Source organism: Thioalkalivibrio nitratireducens DSM 14787, assembly GCF_000321415.2.
Taxonomy (GTDB): domain Bacteria; phylum Pseudomonadota; class Gammaproteobacteria; order Ectothiorhodospirales; family Ectothiorhodospiraceae; genus Thioalkalivibrio; species Thioalkalivibrio nitratireducens.
In genome coordinates this window covers 795,386-814,962 of the sequence record NC_019902.2, presented here as the reverse complement: position 1 = coordinate 814,962, position 19,577 = coordinate 795,386, and the positions used below count along the sequence as shown (strand labels likewise).

The following is a 19,577-nucleotide window of genomic DNA, read 5'->3' as shown; positions in this document are numbered from 1 at the left end:
GTCATCCTCGATCCGGATCTGGCTTTAGAGCGACGCATAGCGCTTGCGCAGCCGCTGGCGAACGATTTCGGCCGCGGTGTTCAGCAGGAAGGTGAAGACCAGCAGCACCAGCGCGGACAGGAACAGCACCCGGAAATGCGTGCTGCCCACCGCGGTCTCGGGCAACTCGACCGCGATGTTGGCCGCGAGTGTCCGCATGCCTTCGAACAGGTTGAAGTTGACCACCGGGCTGTTGCCCGAGGCCATCAACACGATCATCGTCTCGCCGACCGCGCGGCCGAACCCGATCATCACCGCGGAGAAGATCCCCGGGCTCGCGGTCAGCAGTACCACGCCGGTGACCGTCTGCCACGGGGTCGCACCCAGCGCCAGAGAGCCGTTGGTCAGGTGCCTGGGCACGTTGAAGACCGCGTCCTCGGCGATCGAGAAGATCGTCGGGATCACCGCGAAGCCCATCGCCATGCCGACGATCAACGCGTTGCGCTGGTCGTACGGGATCCCCACGTCGGTGAACCACTGGCGCATCGAGCCGTCGAAAAACGCGACCTCGATCCAGGGGCTGCTGGTGACCACGATCCAGCCGGTCAGGATCACCACGGGCACCAGCAGCGCCGCCTCCCAGCCCGACGGAACCAGACTCTTGACCCCCTGGGGCAACCGCGACCACACGAATCCGGCGATCAGAACGGCCAGAGGGAACAGGATCACTCCCGTGATCAGGATCGGCAGATTGTTTTCGATATAGGGAGCGAGCCAGATTCCGGCCAGGAAGCCGAGGATGACCGTCGGCAATGCCTCCATCAGTTCGATCGACGGTTTCACCACACGCCGGATCGCCGGGGCCATGAAGTAGGCAGTGTAGATCGCGCCCATGATCGCGAGCGGCGTCGCCAGCAGCATCGCGAACAGCGCCGCCTTCAGCGTGCCGACGGACAACGGCACGATGCTCAGCTTGGGTTCAAACGCGTCGTCGGCCGACGACGACTGCCAGATGAACTCGGGCTCGCCACGGCCCTCGTACCAGACCCGGCCCCAGAGCGCGCTCAGCGTCGTCTGCGGATGCGGATTGTCGATCGCCAGCACCCGCAGCACGTCGGAGTCTTCGGTTTTCACCAATGCCCGCCGGTTGTTGGGCCCCATCGCGAGACGCGCGACCGGAACATCCGACACCGACTTCATCGCCAGCGTGACGCTGGAGGTGGCGAAATGCAGGCCAACGCTGCCATCCTCGGCCCCGGTCAGGAATCCCTTGCGGATGGACTCGGGCTCGATGAAGGTGACTGGGGCATCGTGACCCCGGAAGCTGCGGATGAACGTCATGTGCGACTGGCCGGACTCTTCGTCCCGGACCAGGAACCACTGGCGCACGCTGCCGTCCGAGCCGCCAACGATCAGCGACCGCGAGCCGACCAGAAACTCGGAAGCGGTGACCCGGGCGCCGTCGCCTACCAGTTCGATTTCCTCGATCAGGACCGGATTGTTCCGATCGACGATATTGAAATTGAACAGGTGTCCCCGATCGTCGATCACGAACACGTTGCGCAACGTTTCCGGCAGCAGGATCTGCCGGACCGGGCGGCCGAGCGAAGGGAGGTCGTAGTCCGATCGGCGGATCTCGACCTCGCCGGTCATCATGTTGCGGCGCGTCGAAAACAGCGCCATCGCGATCTCGCCTTCCTCGGTGCCGCCGGCGACGATGTAGCCGCCGCGTCCTTCGACCACAGCGAGCGCCGAGTAGTCCTCGACCAGGCCCGCACCGATGCGGATCGGTTCGTCACCGAGTGGATACGACAGCTCCGGATGGATATGCCGAACGCCGCCCACGAAGGTCTGTGGATAGTCGACCTTCACCGGCAGAACGCCGCCGTCCGAATAACCGAACACGAACAGGCTGCGGCGGCTTTCGGCGCGATCGAACGCGGTGATCCGTTCGCCCTCGGGGGTGGGCACTTCGAGGCGCTCGAGCACTCCGCCGGTATTGGCGTCGAAGAAGGTAATCGTCCCCGACTTCGAAAAGCGCGCACCGATCTGCTCGTAGCGGTCGAGCGTCAGGTGCAATGTGGGTGCTGGGACCTCGTCGCCCGGCACCGTGTATTCGGTTTCGACTCCCACGCTCACGGGCTTGAGCAATGGGAACGTCTCGTAGAACAGATAGATGAAGATCAGTGCCAGCGCGAAGATGACGCCGAGTCCGCCGGCGCCGACTCCGTAGCGCGAGAATCCATCCCGAAACGCCCGAATCTTGCGCAGCTTCTGTCGGCGTTCCGCATCCGGAAGCAGAGAACCTTCCGGAAGAGCGGAGTCGTTGGTCACAGCAGACATGATCAACCTCTGGTGATTTACTGATACTCGGAGATAGCAATGGGCCCTGGCACCAGGGGTACCAAGGCCCATTGCGGGTTACCGGACTGTCCTCAATCGAGGTTGAATTCCGTCCGGAACCGTTCCGCGGCATTGGCCGACAGCGTCACGTAGCCGTCACGGTGCACGACGCCCTGGCCTTCCTTCGACAGCACGAGGCGGAAGAACTCGCGCTCGAGCGGATTCCAGCCGCTCTCCGGGTTCTGGTTGGCCGCGATGTACAGGAACCTCGCCAGCGGGTAGTCGCCGCTGGCGGCATTGTCGCCGCTGGCCTCGAAGCCGTTCAGCGGCACCACGCGCACGCCGGCGGTACGGTAGCCGATACCGGAATAGCCGATGCCACCCAGCGTCTGCTCGACGCCGCGCACCACCGCGGAGGAACCCGGCTGCTCGTTCACGGTTGCCTTGAAGTCGCCACCGCACAGCGCGTTCTCGCGGAAGAAGCCGTAGGTGCCGGAGACCGCGTTACGGCCGAAGATGGTGATGTCGCGGTTGGTCCAGCCACCGGTCAGACCGACGTCGCCCCAGGTGCTGATGTCACTGTCGTGACCACAGGCACGGGTCGCCGAGAAGATCGCGTCGACCTGTTCGACCGAAAGGTTCTCGACCGGGTTGTCCTTGTTCACGTACACCGCAATCATGTCCACCGCGACCGGAACCAGCGTCGGCGGGTAGCCGTGGCGGTCTTCGAACGCACGCATTTCGGAATCCCGCATCGGGCGGCTCATCGGACCGAAGTTCGAGGTCCCCTCGGTCAGCGCCGGCGGGGCGGTCGAGGTACCGGCACCCTGGATCTGAATGTTCACGTTCGGGTAATGGTTCGCGAATTCTTCGGCCCACAGGGTCATCAGGTTGTTCAGCGTATCGGAACCGACCGAGCTCAGGTTTCCGGAAATGCCGGACACGCGCTCGTAGCTCGGCAGGTTCTCGTCGACGTCGGCGGTCGCCACGGAAACGGAAACGCCCAGGGCAGCGACAACGCCCAGGACCAGGGATTTCTTCATCGTCATGATCAGGATTCCTCAGTTGGAATGGTCGTCACGAACTGGGCTGGCTGAGAGGCCGGTGCCTTCCATTCGCGGCCGGCAGTATGAAAGCGCTCGGTCACAACTATATGAATGCGAGATGACAACTTTGTGACGACGCCGGACCGGTGACGCTGCTATCGGGCGGCCAGGGGGAATTCGGGCGCACGCTGCACATCATGGATCTGCAGATCCAGGCGCCGGAATTCGTTCGCGCTTCCGGCACCCTCGATGACGCTGATACGGGCCGGGGTCAGCGCTCTTTCGATCCAGCGCCAATCGCCGAGCTCGACACACACGGTTGCACCCGTTTCCGGATCGTGGAGTCCGATGGCCCGCGGGCGTTGCATCGAGTCGAAGTCCAGCGTCACGCGGCTTCCCGTTTCGGGCAACACCCCCTCCCATGCCGAGCCCTCCTCGATGACCTGCCACTGCACGCCGCGGTCGACGAACCAGCACCAGGGCGCAAGCGCACGTTCGCCAAGCGCCTGTGCCCGAAGCGCAAGCGGGGACGGACCGCACCCGGGGCACTCGATCCGGAACAGCCCCAGCCACCAGTAGCTGCTGGAGATTCCTCTACCGTCGACCCGATGGATCTCGACGATCCAGCCGAACCGTCGCAGGCCGACCCGCCGGATCTGCGCCCAGCCGCCGCAGGGAAGAAGGAAGCTCTCGGCCGACACCGGCCGGTCGCGATCGTCGCTGTCGTAGCGCAGGCGCCCGGACGCATGTATCACCAAGGGGCCGAGCCCAACACCCCGACCCACCAGCGCGGTGACCAACCGGCGGGGCAGTTCTCCACGAACATCTCCGAACCGGGCCTGCATGCCGTGGCGCACCTGTTCCTGCGCGAAGTCCGCCACCGCCGACAGATAGTCCGCCTCGACCTGCAAGCGAATTCGCCGTGCGCGCAACCAGAGCAGCGTCAACGCCAACACGACGCCGACGGCCAACCCAAGCAGCCACGGCACAACCATCCACAGAGCGCTTGCGAAACCGGTCACGAGCCCGCCGACTGGTTCCGCGTCAGCGCAGGCCGGGAACCGGGCGTTCCCATTCCTCGAGCTCACGCGGTGGATCGGGCATCACGATGGCGAGCAGCTCCAGCTCGAAGACCAGCGTTTCCTCCGGGCCGATCCGGCCACCCCCGGCGCGCCCGTAGGCGAGTTCCGGCGGCACCACCAGCCGCAGCCGTGTCCCCACCGGGATCGACACCAGCGCTTCGCGCCAACCGGCAATGGTGCGCTCGATCGGCACAGTGGCCGGCTCGTTGCGGCGCCACGAGTTCTCGAACTCGCGGCCATCCAGGTGCCAGCCACGGTAATGCACCCGCACCCAGTCGTCCTCGTCCGGCACCGCACCCTGCCCTTCCCGCAGTACCTCGACCTGAAGCCCGTTGTCCCAGACGACCACTCCAGGCCGCCGCACGTTCTCGGAGCGGTAGGCCAATCCCTCCTCGGCGTTCATTTCCGCAAGCAGGATGCGCTCTTCGATCTGTTCCGGGGTCAGCCCGCAGGAGCGGGCACCCAGAAACACGAACACCAGTGCCAGCAGGCTGATCAGGATGACCTTGAGCATCGGATCACCGCCTTGCGACCGCCCAGTCGACTGCGCGCTGCCGCGCCTCGCGCAGCGCTTCAGGGGTGAGCTGTTCCTCGAGCACGAGACGGATCCGGTTGCCGAGGTCGTCGCCGTCCGCCGCGGACAGACTGGCCCACTTGGTTGCGCTGACGGGGTCGGCCTCGACGCCCCGCCCCTCGGTGTACATCAGCGCGAGCCAGGCCTGCATCCTGGGGTGCCCCTGCTCGGCGCCAATCCGGGTGTATCGAGCCGCCGCTTCATCCTCGACCGGGTGGTCGCCGATTCCCTCGATATAAAGCCGGGCCAGAAAATACGCGGCGAGCACCTGACCCTGCCGCAGCGCATCTTCGAGCAGTTCCCGTGCCTCGAACACCCGCTCGGGTGCGCGACCACCCTGCGCATCGGCGATCAGCACCGAGGCCCAGGCAATCTGTGCCGGGGCGTAGCCGGCGTCGATCGCGCTCCGAAACCACCTCTCGGCCTGGACGCGGTCGCGGTCCACACCCTGGCCGCCGAGGTACATCCAGCCGAGCTTCACCGCGAACTCCAGCGCCCCGGCCTTTGCGGCGCGAGCGTACCATTCCGCGGCGCGTTCGCCGTCCTGCGGCACCCCCTTGCCCTCCTCGTGCATCCAGCCGAGGGTGCTCATCGCGGTGGGAGAACCGGCCTCGGCCGCTTCGGTTAAAGCCTCGCGCGCCGCATCCCAGTCCGGCGGATCGAGCGCAAGGTAGGCATGGGCCCGCGTCTCGGCAGCGTCCGGTTCGGCAGCCGATGCCGCAGAATGCAGCGCCCCAACGCCGAGAGCGGCGATCAGCCCCGGCAAGAAAAGCCGCCGAATACTCCGGCGGGTCCAGTCGATCAAGTTACGGCACATCGATCATTCTTCCATTCAAGAAAACGAACCTGCAGGGCACGAAAACGCAGCGGCATCCACCACGCAGCGTCGGCACCGCCCCGGTATTGCCGATGGTGGATCACGGCCTTCGGCCTCTTCCACCCTACCCCGGGGCGCGAGTGCAATGGGCATCCGGTCATGGTCCGGCGCCGGCATGCTCACGCTCGGCAAGGGACTGGCGCAGCAACTTCGCCGGGAACACGCAGGTGAACCGGCTGCCCTGGCCCGGCGTGCTGCGGATGCGCAACTGGGCCTCGTGCCGCATCAATACGTGCTTCACGATCGCGAGTCCGAGACCGGTGCCGCCGCGACTTTTCGAGCGACCGTTGTCGACGCGATAGAAACGCTCGGTCAGACGATCGATGTGCCGCAGCTCGATGCCGATCCCGGTGTCCTCGACCTCGAGGTATCCGGCCTGATTATCGGATGACCAGCGCAGCGAGATCCGACCGCCCTCCGGCGTGTAATGGACGGCGTTGAACAGCAGGTTTGCGAAGGCGCTCCGGAGTTCCTTTTCGTTGCCCAACAACAGCAGCCCGGGCGTGGCCTCCAGTTCCAGCTGGTGCTGGCGCGCGCCCGAGAGTACACGCGCCTCGTCGATCAGGCCCGGCAACAGCGCCGGAACATCCACCCAGCGTCCGTTGCGGGGTGCGCCTCCGGTTTCGAGCCGAGCCAGCAAGAGCAGATCGTCGACCAGGTGCTTCATCCGTTCGGCCTGCTCCTGCAACAGGCGCACCGACCGGCCAAGCTCCGGGTTGCCACCGACCTCCTCGTCGAGCGTCTCAGCCACCCCGTAGACTACCGACAACGGCGTGCGCAGCTCATGTGAAACATTGGCGACGAAGTCGCTGCGCATGGTTTCGAGCCTCTTCATCGCCGTGGTGTCCCGCGCCAGCAGCAGATAGCGCTTCCTTGCGTAGGGGATCAGCCGGATTTCCAGCCAGATCCGTGCATCGGCTGGCGATGGCAGCGAGAGGCTGTGCGCTTCGTGCACGTGCTGCGCCAGAAACGACACGAACTCCGGGTGGCGCACGATGTTGGTGATCCGCCGCCCCTCGTCGCGCGGCCATTGCAACCCCAGCAGGTCCAGTGCGGCCTGGTTGCACCACTCGATGGCATAATCGCCTCGCAGCACCACGGTCGCGTCCGGCATCGCCCTGATCGAGTCGCGATAGTTGCGGACCAGATTGCGCCGGCGCTTGTCCCGCTCCCGGCTGCGGCGGCGCATTCGGTACAGTCCGTCGAAGATTTCCCCCCACAGCCCCAGCGACCGGGGCGGATCCAGCTTCCGGGTCAGGCGCAGCCAGCGCTCCAGGCGCCGCAGGTTATGGAAGTTCCAGGCCAGTGCCGCAAGCGCACCGAGCAGAAACACCAGCAGCCATTGCGCGGTCCACCATCCGATCAGAAGCAGACCCAGCAGTGCCAGCGCCGAGCGGGCCAGCCACAGGGGCCACGGATTTCGGGGGATCATCGCTGGCCGAATGCCGGTTGCACCGGGCGATTACCCGAGCACACAGGAACGACGCCCGCGCAATGCGCCGGGACGCGGTTCAGGGCTGCCTGGAAAAGCGATATCCGGCACCGCGGATCGTTTGTACCAGGGCATCATGACCGGAACCCGACAATGCAATCCGCAGGCGACGGATATGTACATCGACCGTGCGCTCCTCGACGTAGACGTTGGTACCCCATACGTTATCGAGCAATTGCCCGCGCGTGAACACTCGATCCTGGTGCGTCATGAAAAAATGCAGCAGGCGGTACTCGGTCGGGCCGACTTCCACGTTCGCGCCATGGGCGGTCACGCGGTGGCTCACGGGATCCAGTCGCAGCCCGTCGACCTCCACCGGCTCGTCGCTGCTGGTCGGGGTGGTTCGGCGGAGTACCGCCCGTATGCGCGCGATCAGCTCCCGCGGGGAGAACGGCTTGGTCACGTAATCGTCGGCACCGACTTCGAGACCCTTGACACGATCCTCTTCCTCTCCGCGCGCGGTGAGCATGATGATCGGGATGTTCCGGGTGTGCGGAGCACTCTTGAGCGACCTTGCCCACTCGACCCCGCTGACATCGGGCAGCATCCAGTCGAGCAGGATCAGATCCGGCAACTGCTGCAGCAGTGCCGCGCGCGCCTCGCGCACGTCGGCCGCCTCGATCACGTTGAATCCTGCCTTCTGCAGCGGGACGGCGAGTACCTCCCTGACCGCCGCGTCGTCCTCCACCAGGAGGATGTCGAGTGCCATGATCGTCTTCCGGTCTGTAACGTACCGGCATTAGATAACAGGTACGTTACACAAATTTTACAACGAGCACCCGACCGACTGCGCGCGGCTATCGCCGCACCATCGCCTGCGACACGATCTGCGCGTCGGACACGCTGGGCCTGCTGATCGTGTTCCCGGGGATCGCGCCGCGGCTTCCCGACGCAATCGGCTGGTAGCCAGTACAGGCGCGAACGCAAGCCGCTCGGGCAGCCGCGGCCCCGTGGTCACCAATAGCGATGTGGGCCGCGGCTGGGCAATTCCGTATCGCAGCCGGCCGTTCATGCAGTCGTGGCACCAAAGCTGCTAGCGTGACCGGGTGTGCAACCGGAGGCATCGCATTGCCGTACAACGAACAGAGCATTACCTCGGTCCGGCGCTGGTCGCCCAAGACCTTCAGCTTCACCACCACGCGCCCCGAGGGATTCCATTTCGAGAACGGCCAGTTCGTGACGCTGGGCCTGCGGCGCGAAGGCAGGCTGATCCCGCGTGCCTACTCGATCGTGTCCGATCCGCGCGAGCCGGACCTCGAGTTCCTGAGCATCCACGTGCCGGACGGCCAACTGACCAGCCAGCTCGCCGAGCTGGAGGTCGGAGACAGTGTCTGGATCAACAGCAAGGTCACCGGCTCGCTGACGCTCGATCACGTGCTGCCCGGCCGCAACCTCTACCTGCTGGCCACCGGGACTGGAATCGCACCGTTCATTTCCCTGATACGGGGCGATCAGGTCTTCGAGCATTTCGAACGGGTGATTCTGGTGCATAGCGTGCGTACCGCGCCGGAGCTCAGTTACCGACAGGAGATCGAACACCGGGCCGGCGACCGGCTGCGCTATGTGCCCACAGTGACCCGAGAGGCGCACGCGAACAACCGGCGCGGTGCCGAACTCTTTCGCAACGGCGAATTGTTCCGGATGCTGGATCTGCCGCCCGCAGACCCGGACCAGGACCGGGTGATGCTCTGCGGCAACCCGGACATGAACCGCGAGATGACCGATTTCCTGAAGGCGGCAGGCTGGACGATGACCAACTACAAGGGCGTCGGCAACTTCACCGTGGAACAGGCCTTCGTCGGAACCCGGGCCGGCGACTGAGGGCAGGCGCGCGTCTCAGCAGGCCCGGACCAGGCCGAAGAACTGCCGGTCCGCGGTGAGGATGTGCCGCAATACCAGATCCTGTGCCAGGAATTCGACCAGCGTCGCCACCGAAACCGGGCCGTTCCGAACCGCCGCCTCGACCTCGCGCGCCCGGCGCAGCAGTGCCTGATGCGCCTTGCTGTGCCCTTGCAGGCCCGGGAACCCGCAGTCCTCCAGAATCCGCTCCTCGTGCCCGAAATGCCGCTCGACCTCGCGGACCAGGGTTGACACGGCGTCGGCCAGCCGATCCGGCTCGGAGCGGGACGACAGCGCCTCTGCCAGTACCCGGTTCGCCAGTTCGAACAGCCGGCGATGTTCCGCATCGATCACCGGATGGCCCGAGGCGTAGTCGCTCTCCCAGACCAGTTCCACGAGCGATCGGGTTCGGGCGGATCCAGCAGCTGGATCCGCTGCCGGACGCAGCGGGTCGACGACCACCCGGTCGCGTCCCTCGGCTTTCGCGCGGTACATCGCCCGGTCGCAGCGGTCAAACCATTCATCGCTCGAGCCCTCGGGCAGATACTCGGCAACGCCGAGGCTGACCGTGACCGCACCCACCACCGGAAAGGGTTGAGCAGCAACGACCTGGCGCAGGCGCTCGGCCAGGACCGCGGCGCCAACAGCGTCGGTTTCGGGCGCCAGCACCACGAACTCCTCGCCGCCCCAGCGATAGAGCCCATCCGTGAGCCGAAGCACGTTCTGCACCCGGCCGACCAGTTTCTTCAGCACCTCGTCGCCCACCGAGTGGCCGAATCCGTCGTTGATCCGCTTGAAATGATCCACATCGAGCAGGATCTGGGAGAGGGGCTGACGATACCGCGCAGCACGCGCCGTCTCGGATTCGACCGTTCGTTCGAGGTGCATCCGGTTCCAGGCGCCGGTCAGACGATCTTTCGTGCTCAGGCGTTCCAGCTCCCGCAGCCGTTCCTGCAGGATCTCGACGGCCCGATCCCCGTTCTCGAGGATCAGCATCAGGCGATCGCCCAGCGGCAGCACGAACGCACCGACCCTTTCGCCGTCGCCATTCGTGTTTGGCAAGGTCACGTTGGACGGCGCGTCGCGCGCGGCCAGCCCCGCGATCACCTCCGGGGTCAGCGCCTCGGTATCCATCTCGGCCGAGAACCGCCGGTTGACCAGATCCACCGAACCGGCACGATGTACCACGGCCACGGCCAACGGCAGGTCCATCAGGGTATCGATGGTGCTGTGATCCTCCAGCCAAGTGCTGACGGACATCGCGAACATCCTCCGATCGGTGGATCCAAGGCGACGGCCCATCCTCCATTCTCCATTTCAGCGCCGTTCGAGGGACAGCATAACGACCCTGCGCACGTGATCCGCACCTTGGGCACAGGCTACACCTTAACGCAAGAAGGCCCGCACTGCTCGGGGGTACACGGCGCGGCCCGTTCTCGCGAAAGTCTCTGGCGAGCGGAGCCGTTCGCGCCACCCGACAATGATGCGCGGGGCACCATGACAGAATTGCCGCAGGTTGTGCCGACTCAGGAGGCACAACAACCCACGCCGCCAGCACCCTCGCCACGCGGCAGCCGGCGCTGCAGCGCCGGCCCGAACGCAAACAGCAGCGTCGCGAACAGCAGCAGCCAGGGCACGATCCCCCGGAACGCCGCGTCGGTCGTGGCCAGCAGCAGAACGGCCCCCGCGGCCCCGCCCCCGGTTGCGAGCAGTAACACCGCGCGCAGCGACAGGCCCGCCGGCGCGCGGATCAGGTTGCGGTCGCTCCAGGCACTGGCGATGTACCCCGGAAGCAGCGCGGCGGTTCCGGTGGCATTCGCGGGCACCGGCGGCACGCCGACGAACACCAGCGCCGACAACGTGATAAAGCTCCCGCCTCCCGCGAGGGCATTGATGCTTCCCGCAAAGAACGCGGCCACCGTGACCAGCAGCAGCGGGCCCCACTCCAGCGCCATGTCCTCACCTGCCCGGATTCGGGCCCGGCACCACCCGCTGGCAGCAATCCGGGACCGGCACCGGGTGCGGGCTCAGGACGGCAGATCCCGCGACTTCACTCCGTCCACCGGCCGGTCGCTGACCTCGGCGCGGTAGAACCACTCGTTGCCCGGAAGCGCTCTAGGGTTCGGAAACACGATGAAAGCATCGGCCGGCGAGCGGACCACCTCGCCATCCGCGCGAACGCCGATGGCCTCGCCCGCACAGACCCGGTCGAAACTCTGCCAGGGACGTGCGAATCGGTCGTCCGGATGGTCCCGGTCGATGACCTCGACCAGACGCAGAATCTCGAGGTCGGCACGGGGCGGCGGCGGGGGCAGATCCAGCATCTCAAGGTGCGCCAGCGCCGCCAGGATCGCGCGATAACCCACCTCCGGGGCCTCCGGATCGTCATGCTGGCCACATTCCAGTGTCACCCCGTACCCCCCGTGGCCGCGCATGTACTCGGTGGTCCCGATTCCGTAACTCGGATCGGTGCTGAGCATTTGGGCGCGCAGGCTGGCATTCGGATTGCGCATCCGCCGCGCGACACCCCGCGCATAGGTATCGAGCCAACCCTCGACGACCCGTCGCGGCCCCAGGCGCCGCACCAGCGCCTCCTCTGCCGCGGCCTGGCGGAACGGCTCGAGGCCGGACGCGTTGTCCTGCGGACCGAGCATCACGAAGGGTTCACCCGGAGTGTGGAACGAGTGCAGATCCAGCAGCACGTCGTGCCGGGCGAGCAGCGGCGCAAGCCGGTTCGCAACGCGATCTTCGAAGTCTTGCGGGTCTGTGGTCACCCGGAAATTGCGGTTCAGGTTGCGCTCGCCCATGCGTTCCCCGCGCTGGTACGCGAGCGGATTTGCAACGGGGACCAGAGTCAGCGTGCCGCGCAGCAGCTGCCGTTCGACACGTTCCAGTTCACCGGCCAGACGCAGAATCGCACGGGGACCGCAGGTTTCGTTCCCGTGCACCGCTCCTAGCACGATCAGACGCGGCCCCTCGTGCAGACCCTCGTAGGCCATCGTTCGCAGCATGGTCGGCGGGGAAGTCGCGGGGTTCGATACCATCGGAACACTCCATCAGCAGTCGTGACGGCGGGCACCCGGCCCGCCTGCAGGCGTCATGATAGCGGCTCCTTCCCCCGCAGTGCCCGGGCAAGCCACTGCATACACTCGGCGACCGGCAACGGGCGGGCGAACAGGAATCCCTGGCCGGTACGGCAACCCCTTTGCAGCAGGAAATCACGCTGCGCCCGGGTCTCGACGCCTTCTGCCACCAGCTCCAGGTGCAGGTTGCGGGCCATCGCGATGATCGCAGAGGTGATCTCCTGATCGTCCGGATCGTCCGGCAGGCCGTCCACGAACGCGCGGTCGATCTTGACCACGTCCACCGGGAACCGCTTCAGCGCCGCAAGCGACGAGTAGCCGGTTCCGAAATCGTCGATCGCGACGCGAACGCCGAGATCTCGGAGCGCGACCAGCACCCCGGTTTCCGGCCCGCCGCCCTCCATCAACGTCGTCTCGGTGATCTCGAATTCCAGCTGCTCTGGCGGGAACCGGGTCTCGTCCAGGATCTCCCGGATCCGGCCGAACAGACCCTTGTGACCCCATTGGACCGCGGACAGGTTGACTGCCAGCCGCATCGCGGCCCCGCCGGCATCCAGCCAGCTGCGCCCCTGGCTGCAGGCCTCACGGAGCACCCAGTAGCCCAGCGGGATGATCAGACCGCTGTCCTCCGCGATCGGGATGAACTCGCCCGGTGGCACGATCCGCCCTTCCGCGCTGCGCCAGCGCACCAGCGCCTCGACCCCCACCGGGGTACCGGTCGCGAGTTCCACCTGGGGCTGGTAGTGGAGCAGCAGTTCGTCGCGCTCGATCGCACGGCGCAGCCGAGCCTCCATACTGAGCCGCAGATTCGCCGACCGGGTCAGCGCCTCGGTGTAGAACTGGTAGGTGTTGCGGCCCTGCGACTTCGCCTGGTACATCGCGGCATCGGCATGCTGGATCAGTTCGGTCACCGTGGCGCCATCGTCCGGAAACAGGCTGATGCCGATGCTGGCGCTGACGAACAGTTCGCGGTCGTTCTCCATCGCGAACGGCTCCTCCAGGAGTTTCAGCAATACATCGGCCAATTGTCCCGCGGCATCGGGATCACCCAGCTGCTCAAGGGTCAGGAGGAACTCGTCGCCGCCCAGCCGCGCCAACGTGTCCTGGTCCCGCAGGCGCCCCGAAAGCCGCTGGGCGACCTTGACCAGCAGGCGATCCCCCACCGGATGGCCCAAGCTGTCGTTGATGGTCTTGAAGCGATCGAGATCCAGAAACAGCACCGCCACCCGATCGCGGTTGCGGCGCGCCCGTGCAATCGCCTGCTCCAAGCGGATCTGGGCCATCAGGCGGTTCGGGAGATCGGTCAGCGGGTCGTGATGCGCCAGGTGCTCCAGTTGTTCTTCGGTCCGCTTGATCTCGCTGATGTCGGTAAACACGCCCGTGTAGTGGATGGGCCGGCCGTGCTCATCGAGGACGCGGCTGATACTCAGCCACTGCGGATAGACCTTGCCGTCGCGCCGCCGATTCCAGATCTCGCCGCGCCAGTGCCCCTCCGCCTGCACGGACTTCCACAGGGCCGCGAAGAACTCCGGGCCATGGCGCCCGGATTGCAGGAAACGAGGATTCCGGCCGACGACTTCCGCCTCGGGATACCCAGTGATCTGCGTGAACGCGGGGTTGACCGAGACGATTCGCGGCGACAGATCGGTGATCATCACGCCGTCCCGGGTGCTCTGGATCACGGCCGCGGCCCGACGCTGCCCCTCGGCGGCCCGCCGGCGTTCGATCGCGGCACCGATGCTTGCCGCCACGATCCGCAGAATGTGTTCCTCGACACGGCCCCAGGCCCGATTGCGGGTCACCGCGTCGAACCCCAGGAACCCCCAGAAACGCCCCTCGACCAGGATCGGAACGACCAGCATGCTCGAGATCTCCTGGGGCTCGAGCCACTGACGCTCGTTTGCGGGAAAATCGCGGACGTAGCCCTTGATCAACTCGCCCTTGCGCAGATGCTCGTACCAGCGCGGCAACGTCTTGACCAGATCGACGTTCTGCAACTCGGGGTTCTGCAGCTGGGGCGTCACGCCCTCGCGCACCCATTCGTGCCGCTGACTGCAGATTGGACGTTCCGGGCTGCAGGCGTCGTGCGATTCGAACACATACACCCGATCGGCTCCTGCAATCGATCCCAGCGCGGCCAGTGCCTCCTCGATGACCGCCGCGACATCCTCCTCGCGCAGCAGGTTCAGCGTCATCGCCGCGACGATCTGGAGCGCATGCTCACGTTCGCGCAGCGCCTGGGCGGAACGGCTCTTGTCCACCGCCAACCCGGCGATGCCGGCAAACTGGCCCAGCACCTGTTCCTCGCGGTCGGTCGGCCCGCGGCGTTCGCTGCCGAATGCGGCCAGCGCACCGATGACCTGCCCGTTGCCATCCTGGAACGGTATCGCCCAGCAGGTCCGGCAACCCGCTGCCAGCGCCGCCGAGACGATCGCCTGATCGATCGACGCGTCGTCCAGGTCATCGAAGTAGACCGGCTCGCCGCTGGCGACCGCCAGCGCGCAGGGCCCTGGCGTGCTTTCCGCCATGTGCACGACCAGCCCTTCGGGCAGGCTCGGGGCTGCACCGAAACGAAGTGTATCTTCATCGTCCGCGTCCCCCAGCAGGATCGCGGCCCGCAGCCCCGGATATACGGCCTCCAGCCGCGTGCAGATCGAGACCAGCAGATCCTCGAGGGCACCACCCGACACCAAGTCGCTGAAGACCTGCACCCGAGCCTGTTCCAGCAGACGGTCGGCGACTTGCGCGGTAACGTCCACCAGCACTCCCTGCAGCAGCATCGCTCCGCCTTCGGCATCCCGGATGAGCGAGGTCTGGTCGTCGATCCAGAGCCAGTGTCCGTCGCCGTGCTGCAGCCGGTATTCCTGTCGCCAGCGGTCCGGACCCTGCGCCAGATGCCGGGACACGGCCGCCGAGACCCGCGCACGATCCTCGGGATGGATCAGGTCGACATGGTTCAACCGACCCGTGGCCAGATGCAACGGGTCGTGGCCCCATGCCCGGATGTTGTCGCTGACGAAGGTCACCGGCCAGCCATCGGACGCCTGCCATTCCATACCGACCACCGGAGAACGATCAATGAGCTGGGCCAGCCGTCGGGCGTCACGGGTGACCTCGGCCTGACGGACCAGAACCTGCCGCACCAGCACGAACAGCAGCAACGCGGTCACCGCAACGAAGAACCCGCCCTTCAGACTCTGCAGGCGGCCGAGACGCACGGCATCACCGTTGGCCAGCAACAGCAGCAGGTGGTCGGAAAACAGGATCCAGAGCAGCGACACCAGCCCGTATATCCCTGCGACCAGAAGGGCCATCCGTAGTGCTCGCCGTTCATCACCGCGCTTCATTCTGCCCGCCATCCCTTCGGTCCATGCTGCCCCTTTCCCTCCGCGGACTACCCCGCCGGGCAACCGCATGCGCGGCACCCGCCGAGCAAGTACACTCCCACATCGACCCCGGAGACACGACCACGGAGTGTTACCCTGTTGGTCCGCTCCGGGCGATTCCTCCCAGGCGGAGCCAGACCCCTGACATGTTCAAGAATATCGGAAAACAGCCCCGAGGCACCCGTTTCCCCCGTGCCGAATTGCTGGCCGGGCTCAAGCGGAATGCCGATGGCCTGATCCCCGCCATCGCACAGCAGCACGACACCGGCGAAGTGCTGATGATGGCCTGGATGAACGACGAGGCCCTCGAGGAAACCCTTGCGACCGGGCGTGTGTGCTATTTCTCGCGCTCCCGCGGGCGCCTCTGGCGCAAAGGCGAGAGCTCGGGTCAAGTGCAGCACCTGAAAGCCCTGCACATCGACTGCGACGGCGACACACTGCTGCTGCGGGTGGACCAGACCGGGCCCGCCTGTCATACCGGGCGTTCCAGCTGCTTCTTCCTGCGAGTGGACGGCGACGAGGTCGTGATCACCGCGAACCCGCTGATCGACCCGGAGACCCTGTACGGCGGCACCGGGAAAACGCCGCCCGGGGCCACGTCCGGAGGGTCGAAATGACGAAGACCCTGTTCCTGCACAACACCCTGGGCGGAGCGCTCGAGCCCTTCGTTCCCGGCGACCCGGAACGGGTCACGATGTATGTCTGCGGGCCGACCGTATACAACTTCGTACACATCGGCAACGGCCGCCCGATCGTGGTGTTCGACGTGTTGTTCCGCGTGCTGCGGGCGCTGTACGGGGCGGATCACGTGCTCTACGCGCGCAACATCACCGATGTCGACGACAAGATCAACCAGGCCGCGGCCGAAAACCACGAGGACATCGGCGTGCTCACCGCGCGCTACGCGCACGCATTTCACGAGGACGTGGCCGGGCTGGGCGCCTTGCCACCGACGCTGGAGCCGCGCGCCACCAAGCATATCCCGCAGATGATCTCACTGATCGAGCGCCTGATCGCGCGCGGGCACGCCTACCTGGCGGACCACCATGCCCTGTACGCGGTGCATTCATACCCCGGGTACGGGCGCCTGTCCGGCCGCAGCCTCGACGACATGCGCGCCGGTGCCCGCGTCGAGGTGGCGGAATACAAGAAGGATCCCGCGGACTTCGTGCTCTGGAAACCGTCGAAGCCCGGCGAGCCCGCGTGGGAGAGCCCCTGGGGCCCAGGCCGGCCGGGCTGGCACCTGGAGTGCTCGGCGATGATCGAGACGCACTTGGGCGACACAATCGACATCCACGGCGGCGGGCATGACCTGGTGTTCCCTCACCACGAAAACGAGATCGCGCAGGGTTGCGGCGCCCATGGCGTCGAATACGCGCGTTTCTGGGTCCACAACGGGCACGTGACCGTCGACGGCGAGAAAATGTCCAAGTCGCTCGGCAACTTCCGTCTGCTGCGCGAACTGCTGGCGGCCTACCCCGGTGAAGTGCTGCGGCTGGCACTGCTCGCCCGACACTACCGGGCACCGCTGAACTTCTCCGAGCGCGGCCTGACCCAGGCGCGCAACGCGTTGAACAGCATGTACCGGGTGCTGCGCGACCATGCCGGCACCCCCGCCGCCGAGGCGGACGGACGCGAGTCACCGGTCTTCGAGGCCTTGCTCGACGACCTGAACACCCCTGAGGCCATCGCCGAACTGCACCGCATGGCCGACGCACTGGCCAGCGCGACGTCGCCGGACGAGGCCGCCCGGCGCAAGGGGGAACTCGTCGCTGCCGGTGAGACGCTGGGACTGCTGCAACAGGATCCCGGCGCCTGGTTTCACGCGGGAGCCGACACGGGTCCGGATGCCGAGTGGATCGAGCAGCGCATCGCTGAGCGGCAGGCCGCGCGCAAGGCACGCGATTTCGCACGCTCGGATGCGATCCGCGACGAGCTCGCAGCCGCCGGGGTCCAGCTGGAAGACACGGCGGAGGGCACGCGCTGGCAGCGCACGGAGGCGGTATCAGCCGAAGAATCATGAGCCGGCGCGGGCTGCGCCCCCCAAGCCCCGGCCGCTGGCTGACGTTGGCGGCGCTGCTGCTCGCGGCGGGCCCGGTGCAAACGCATCCGCATGCCTGGATCGACCTGCGGGTCAGCCTGCACTTCGAACCCCGGGGTGACCTGCGGGCGATGCGGCAGGAATGGATCCTGGACCCCACCTACAGCCACCTGCTGCTGCAGGACATGGAAGCCTCCCATCCAGGACTGGATCTGGACACCGCACTGGACGAGATCGGCACCCGCATGCTCGCGGATCTGCGCGACTACGACTACTTCACCGAGATGCGCCGCGCCGGTGATCGGCTGGCCATCCCCGATGCCCGCGAAGGGCGCCTGGAGTGGCGTCAGCGGCGCCTGCATCTTTCCTTCGAGCTGCCGCTGCAACAGCGGCGCCCGGATGCGGAGACGCCGCTCGAATACCGGGTCTACGATCCCGGTTACTGGATCGAAGTGCTGCACGACCCGGATGATGTGATCCATCTAGACGGCGGGCAGGGATGCACCACGCGGATGGATCCGCCGCGCCCCGAGCCCTGGCTGGTCGGCTATGCCGCGACGCTGGACCGCAAGCAGCGCACCCCGGTCGAGGATCTCGGCCGGGCATTCGCCGAACGCGTGCTGATCCTCTGCGACTCCTGACCACACGATCCGATCCACGGTAGCCCGATGCGACGCTGCAAACGCTCACCACTTTTCTCCGGCCATCCACTGCCCGCGTTGATCGGGGCAGCATGGCTGCTGCTGTTTGCGCTGCTTGCACCCATGCCGGCCGTGTCCAGCCCGTTCGCATCCGCTGCCCCGGAAGCGACCGAGCAGCAGGCCGGGGTCATGGAACGCGTATCCGGCTGGATCATCCAGACGCAGCGGAACCTGCACCGGCAGCTCACCGGGGTGCTGCACCAGCTGGACGAGGCGCCCACCGCGCGCACCGCCGGGGCGCTGATCCTGGCAAGTTTCCTCTACGGCATCTTCCATGCCGCCGGCCCCGGACATGGCAAGGCCGTGATCAGCACCTACCTGCTGACGCACCCGCACACGCTGATGCGGGGCATCGGGCTGTCGACCGCAGCCGCACTGATGCAGGGCGTCACAGCGATCGTCGTGGTGCTGATGCTGATCGGTGTGCTCGGCTGGCTCGCACGCGACGCGATGGGCCAGGTGCGCAGCCTGGAGCTCGCGAGTTTCCTGCTCGTGGCACTGCTCGGCCTTTGGCTGATCGCCCGCGCGCTGCGCGCGATCTGGCGCTTGCGGCGGGAGGCGCGGTCCGCTGGTGTCGGCCTGCCGGTCGGGGCTCCACGGGCGACTCCCGACAAGGACGACCCTTCCGCTCCACGGTTCGCGCGCATCGCCCCGGACGAGACCGGTCCTTCCTCAGCACCCCGGCTGGCTCCGGCCCCGGGCGGCCCGGGCCATGTCCATCACCCGGGTTGCGGCTGCGGCACACCGCACCACGTCGACCCGACCCAGCGCGGCCCCTGGTACGCGACGGTGTTCGCGGTCGGGATTCGCCCGTGCTCGGGAGCGGTGCTGGTAATGGCCGTGTCGTATCTGCTCGGCATCTGGGCCGCGGGGATCGCGGCGGTGCTGGCCATGTCGCTGGGCACCGCGATCACGGTATCGGTCCTCGCATTCCTTGCGGTCCAGGCCCGGGACTGGACCCGGCGCCTGCTGCGCCCCACCCCCCTCTCCGGACTGCGCTACGCTGGACCCGCGGTCGGCCTCGCCGGCGGCGCGGTGATCTTCTTCGTCGGCTGGACATTGTTCCAGGGCACGCTCGCGATCGAACCCGTGCGCCATCCGCTGGGACTCTGACCCGTCGGCTGGCAGCAGTGG

The 19,577-nt window shown here is 66.6% G+C and carries 15 protein-coding genes and 1 pseudogene; 5 read left to right on the top strand and 11 right to left on the bottom strand.

Annotated features, from left to right (window positions below; translation table 11 throughout):
- Positions 1 to 24: 24 nt before the first annotated feature.
- From TVNIR_RS04185 to phoB, 7 genes are all read right to left on the bottom strand, one after another.
- Entirely contained in the window at positions 25 to 2,322 is a 2,298-nt protein-coding gene (locus tag TVNIR_RS04185; RefSeq protein WP_043739276.1) for an ABC transporter permease subunit, read from the bottom strand.
- Between the two features lie 92 nt (positions 2,323 to 2,414).
- A complete protein-coding gene (locus tag TVNIR_RS04180; protein ID WP_015257729.1) occupies positions 2,415 to 3,371 on the bottom strand; it encodes a PstS family phosphate ABC transporter substrate-binding protein in 957 nt (318 codons plus the stop codon).
- A gap of 152 nt (positions 3,372 to 3,523) precedes the next feature.
- The gene (locus TVNIR_RS04175) at positions 3,524 to 4,363 is read right to left on the bottom strand and encodes a hypothetical protein (protein WP_083499518.1); all 840 of its coding nucleotides are present in this window, start codon (positions 4,361 to 4,363) and stop codon (positions 3,524 to 3,526) included.
- Positions 4,364 to 4,412: 49 nt separating this feature from the next.
- Positions 4,413 to 4,964, bottom strand: a complete 552-nt coding sequence (locus tag TVNIR_RS04170; RefSeq protein ID WP_015257727.1) for an FKBP-type peptidyl-prolyl cis-trans isomerase — start codon at positions 4,962 to 4,964, stop codon at positions 4,413 to 4,415.
- 4 nt (positions 4,965 to 4,968) lie between these two features.
- On the bottom strand, positions 4,969 to 5,841 hold the full coding sequence (locus TVNIR_RS04165; protein ID WP_015257726.1) for a tetratricopeptide repeat protein: 873 nt from the start codon (positions 5,839 to 5,841) through the stop codon (positions 4,969 to 4,971).
- A gap of 157 nt (positions 5,842 to 5,998) precedes the next feature.
- A complete protein-coding gene (gene phoR / locus TVNIR_RS04160; RefSeq protein ID WP_015257725.1) occupies positions 5,999 to 7,333 on the bottom strand; it encodes a phosphate regulon sensor histidine kinase PhoR in 1,335 nt (444 codons plus the stop codon).
- A 79-nt stretch (positions 7,334 to 7,412) separates the two neighbouring features.
- Complete coding sequence (gene phoB / locus TVNIR_RS04155; RefSeq protein WP_015257724.1) at positions 7,413 to 8,102, bottom strand: phosphate regulon transcriptional regulator PhoB; 690 nt, start codon at positions 8,100 to 8,102, stop codon at positions 7,413 to 7,415.
- A 359-nt stretch (positions 8,103 to 8,461) separates the two neighbouring features.
- On the opposite strand from phoB, the gene TVNIR_RS04150 reads away from it, so the two are divergent.
- Complete coding sequence (locus tag TVNIR_RS04150) at positions 8,462 to 9,214, top strand: ferredoxin--NADP reductase (protein WP_043739274.1); 753 nt, start codon at positions 8,462 to 8,464, stop codon at positions 9,212 to 9,214.
- Positions 9,215 to 9,229: 15 nt separating this feature from the next.
- Here TVNIR_RS04150 and TVNIR_RS04145 read toward each other — a convergent pair whose 3' ends face one another.
- From TVNIR_RS04145 to TVNIR_RS04130, 4 genes and pseudogenes are all read right to left on the bottom strand, one after another.
- Positions 9,230 to 10,492: a diguanylate cyclase gene (locus TVNIR_RS04145; protein WP_157092183.1), complete on the bottom strand. Its 1,263-nt coding sequence runs from the start codon at positions 10,490 to 10,492 to the stop codon at positions 9,230 to 9,232.
- 278 nt (positions 10,493 to 10,770) lie between these two features.
- Positions 10,771 to 11,187 (bottom strand): annotated as a pseudogene (locus tag TVNIR_RS04140) (TSUP family transporter); the annotation flags it as partial.
- Between the two features lie 72 nt (positions 11,188 to 11,259).
- Positions 11,260 to 12,276 carry a M14 family metallopeptidase gene (locus TVNIR_RS04135; protein ID WP_015257720.1) on the bottom strand — a complete coding sequence of 339 codons (1,017 nt, stop codon included), beginning with the start codon at positions 12,274 to 12,276 and terminating at the stop codon, positions 11,260 to 11,262.
- A gap of 53 nt (positions 12,277 to 12,329) precedes the next feature.
- Entirely contained in the window at positions 12,330 to 15,629 is a 3,300-nt protein-coding gene (locus TVNIR_RS04130) for a bifunctional diguanylate cyclase/phosphodiesterase (RefSeq protein ID WP_237251738.1), read from the bottom strand.
- 218 nt (positions 15,630 to 15,847) lie between these two features.
- Here TVNIR_RS04130 and hisI point away from each other — a divergent pair, with 218 nt between their 5' ends.
- The 4 genes from hisI to TVNIR_RS18730 are packed head-to-tail and all read left to right on the top strand — an operon-like array spanning position 15,848 to position 19,556.
- Positions 15,848 to 16,318, top strand: a complete 471-nt coding sequence (gene hisI / locus TVNIR_RS04125; RefSeq protein WP_015257718.1) for a phosphoribosyl-AMP cyclohydrolase — start codon at positions 15,848 to 15,850, stop codon at positions 16,316 to 16,318.
- Positions 16,315 to 17,724 (top strand): cysteine--tRNA ligase, encoded by a 1,410-nt coding sequence (cysS, locus tag TVNIR_RS04120; RefSeq protein WP_015257717.1) that lies wholly within the window; start codon positions 16,315 to 16,317, stop codon positions 17,722 to 17,724. The genes hisI and cysS overlap by 4 nt, the downstream gene beginning before the upstream one ends.
- Complete coding sequence (locus TVNIR_RS04115; protein WP_015257716.1) at positions 17,721 to 18,383, top strand: DUF1007 family protein; 663 nt, start codon at positions 17,721 to 17,723, stop codon at positions 18,381 to 18,383. Before cysS ends, TVNIR_RS04115 begins: the two co-directional genes overlap by 4 nt.
- A 27-nt stretch (positions 18,384 to 18,410) precedes the next feature.
- Positions 18,411 to 19,556 (top strand): nickel/cobalt transporter, encoded by a 1,146-nt coding sequence (locus tag TVNIR_RS18730; RefSeq protein WP_015257715.1) that lies wholly within the window; start codon positions 18,411 to 18,413, stop codon positions 19,554 to 19,556.
- Positions 19,557 to 19,577 lie beyond the last annotated feature (21 nt).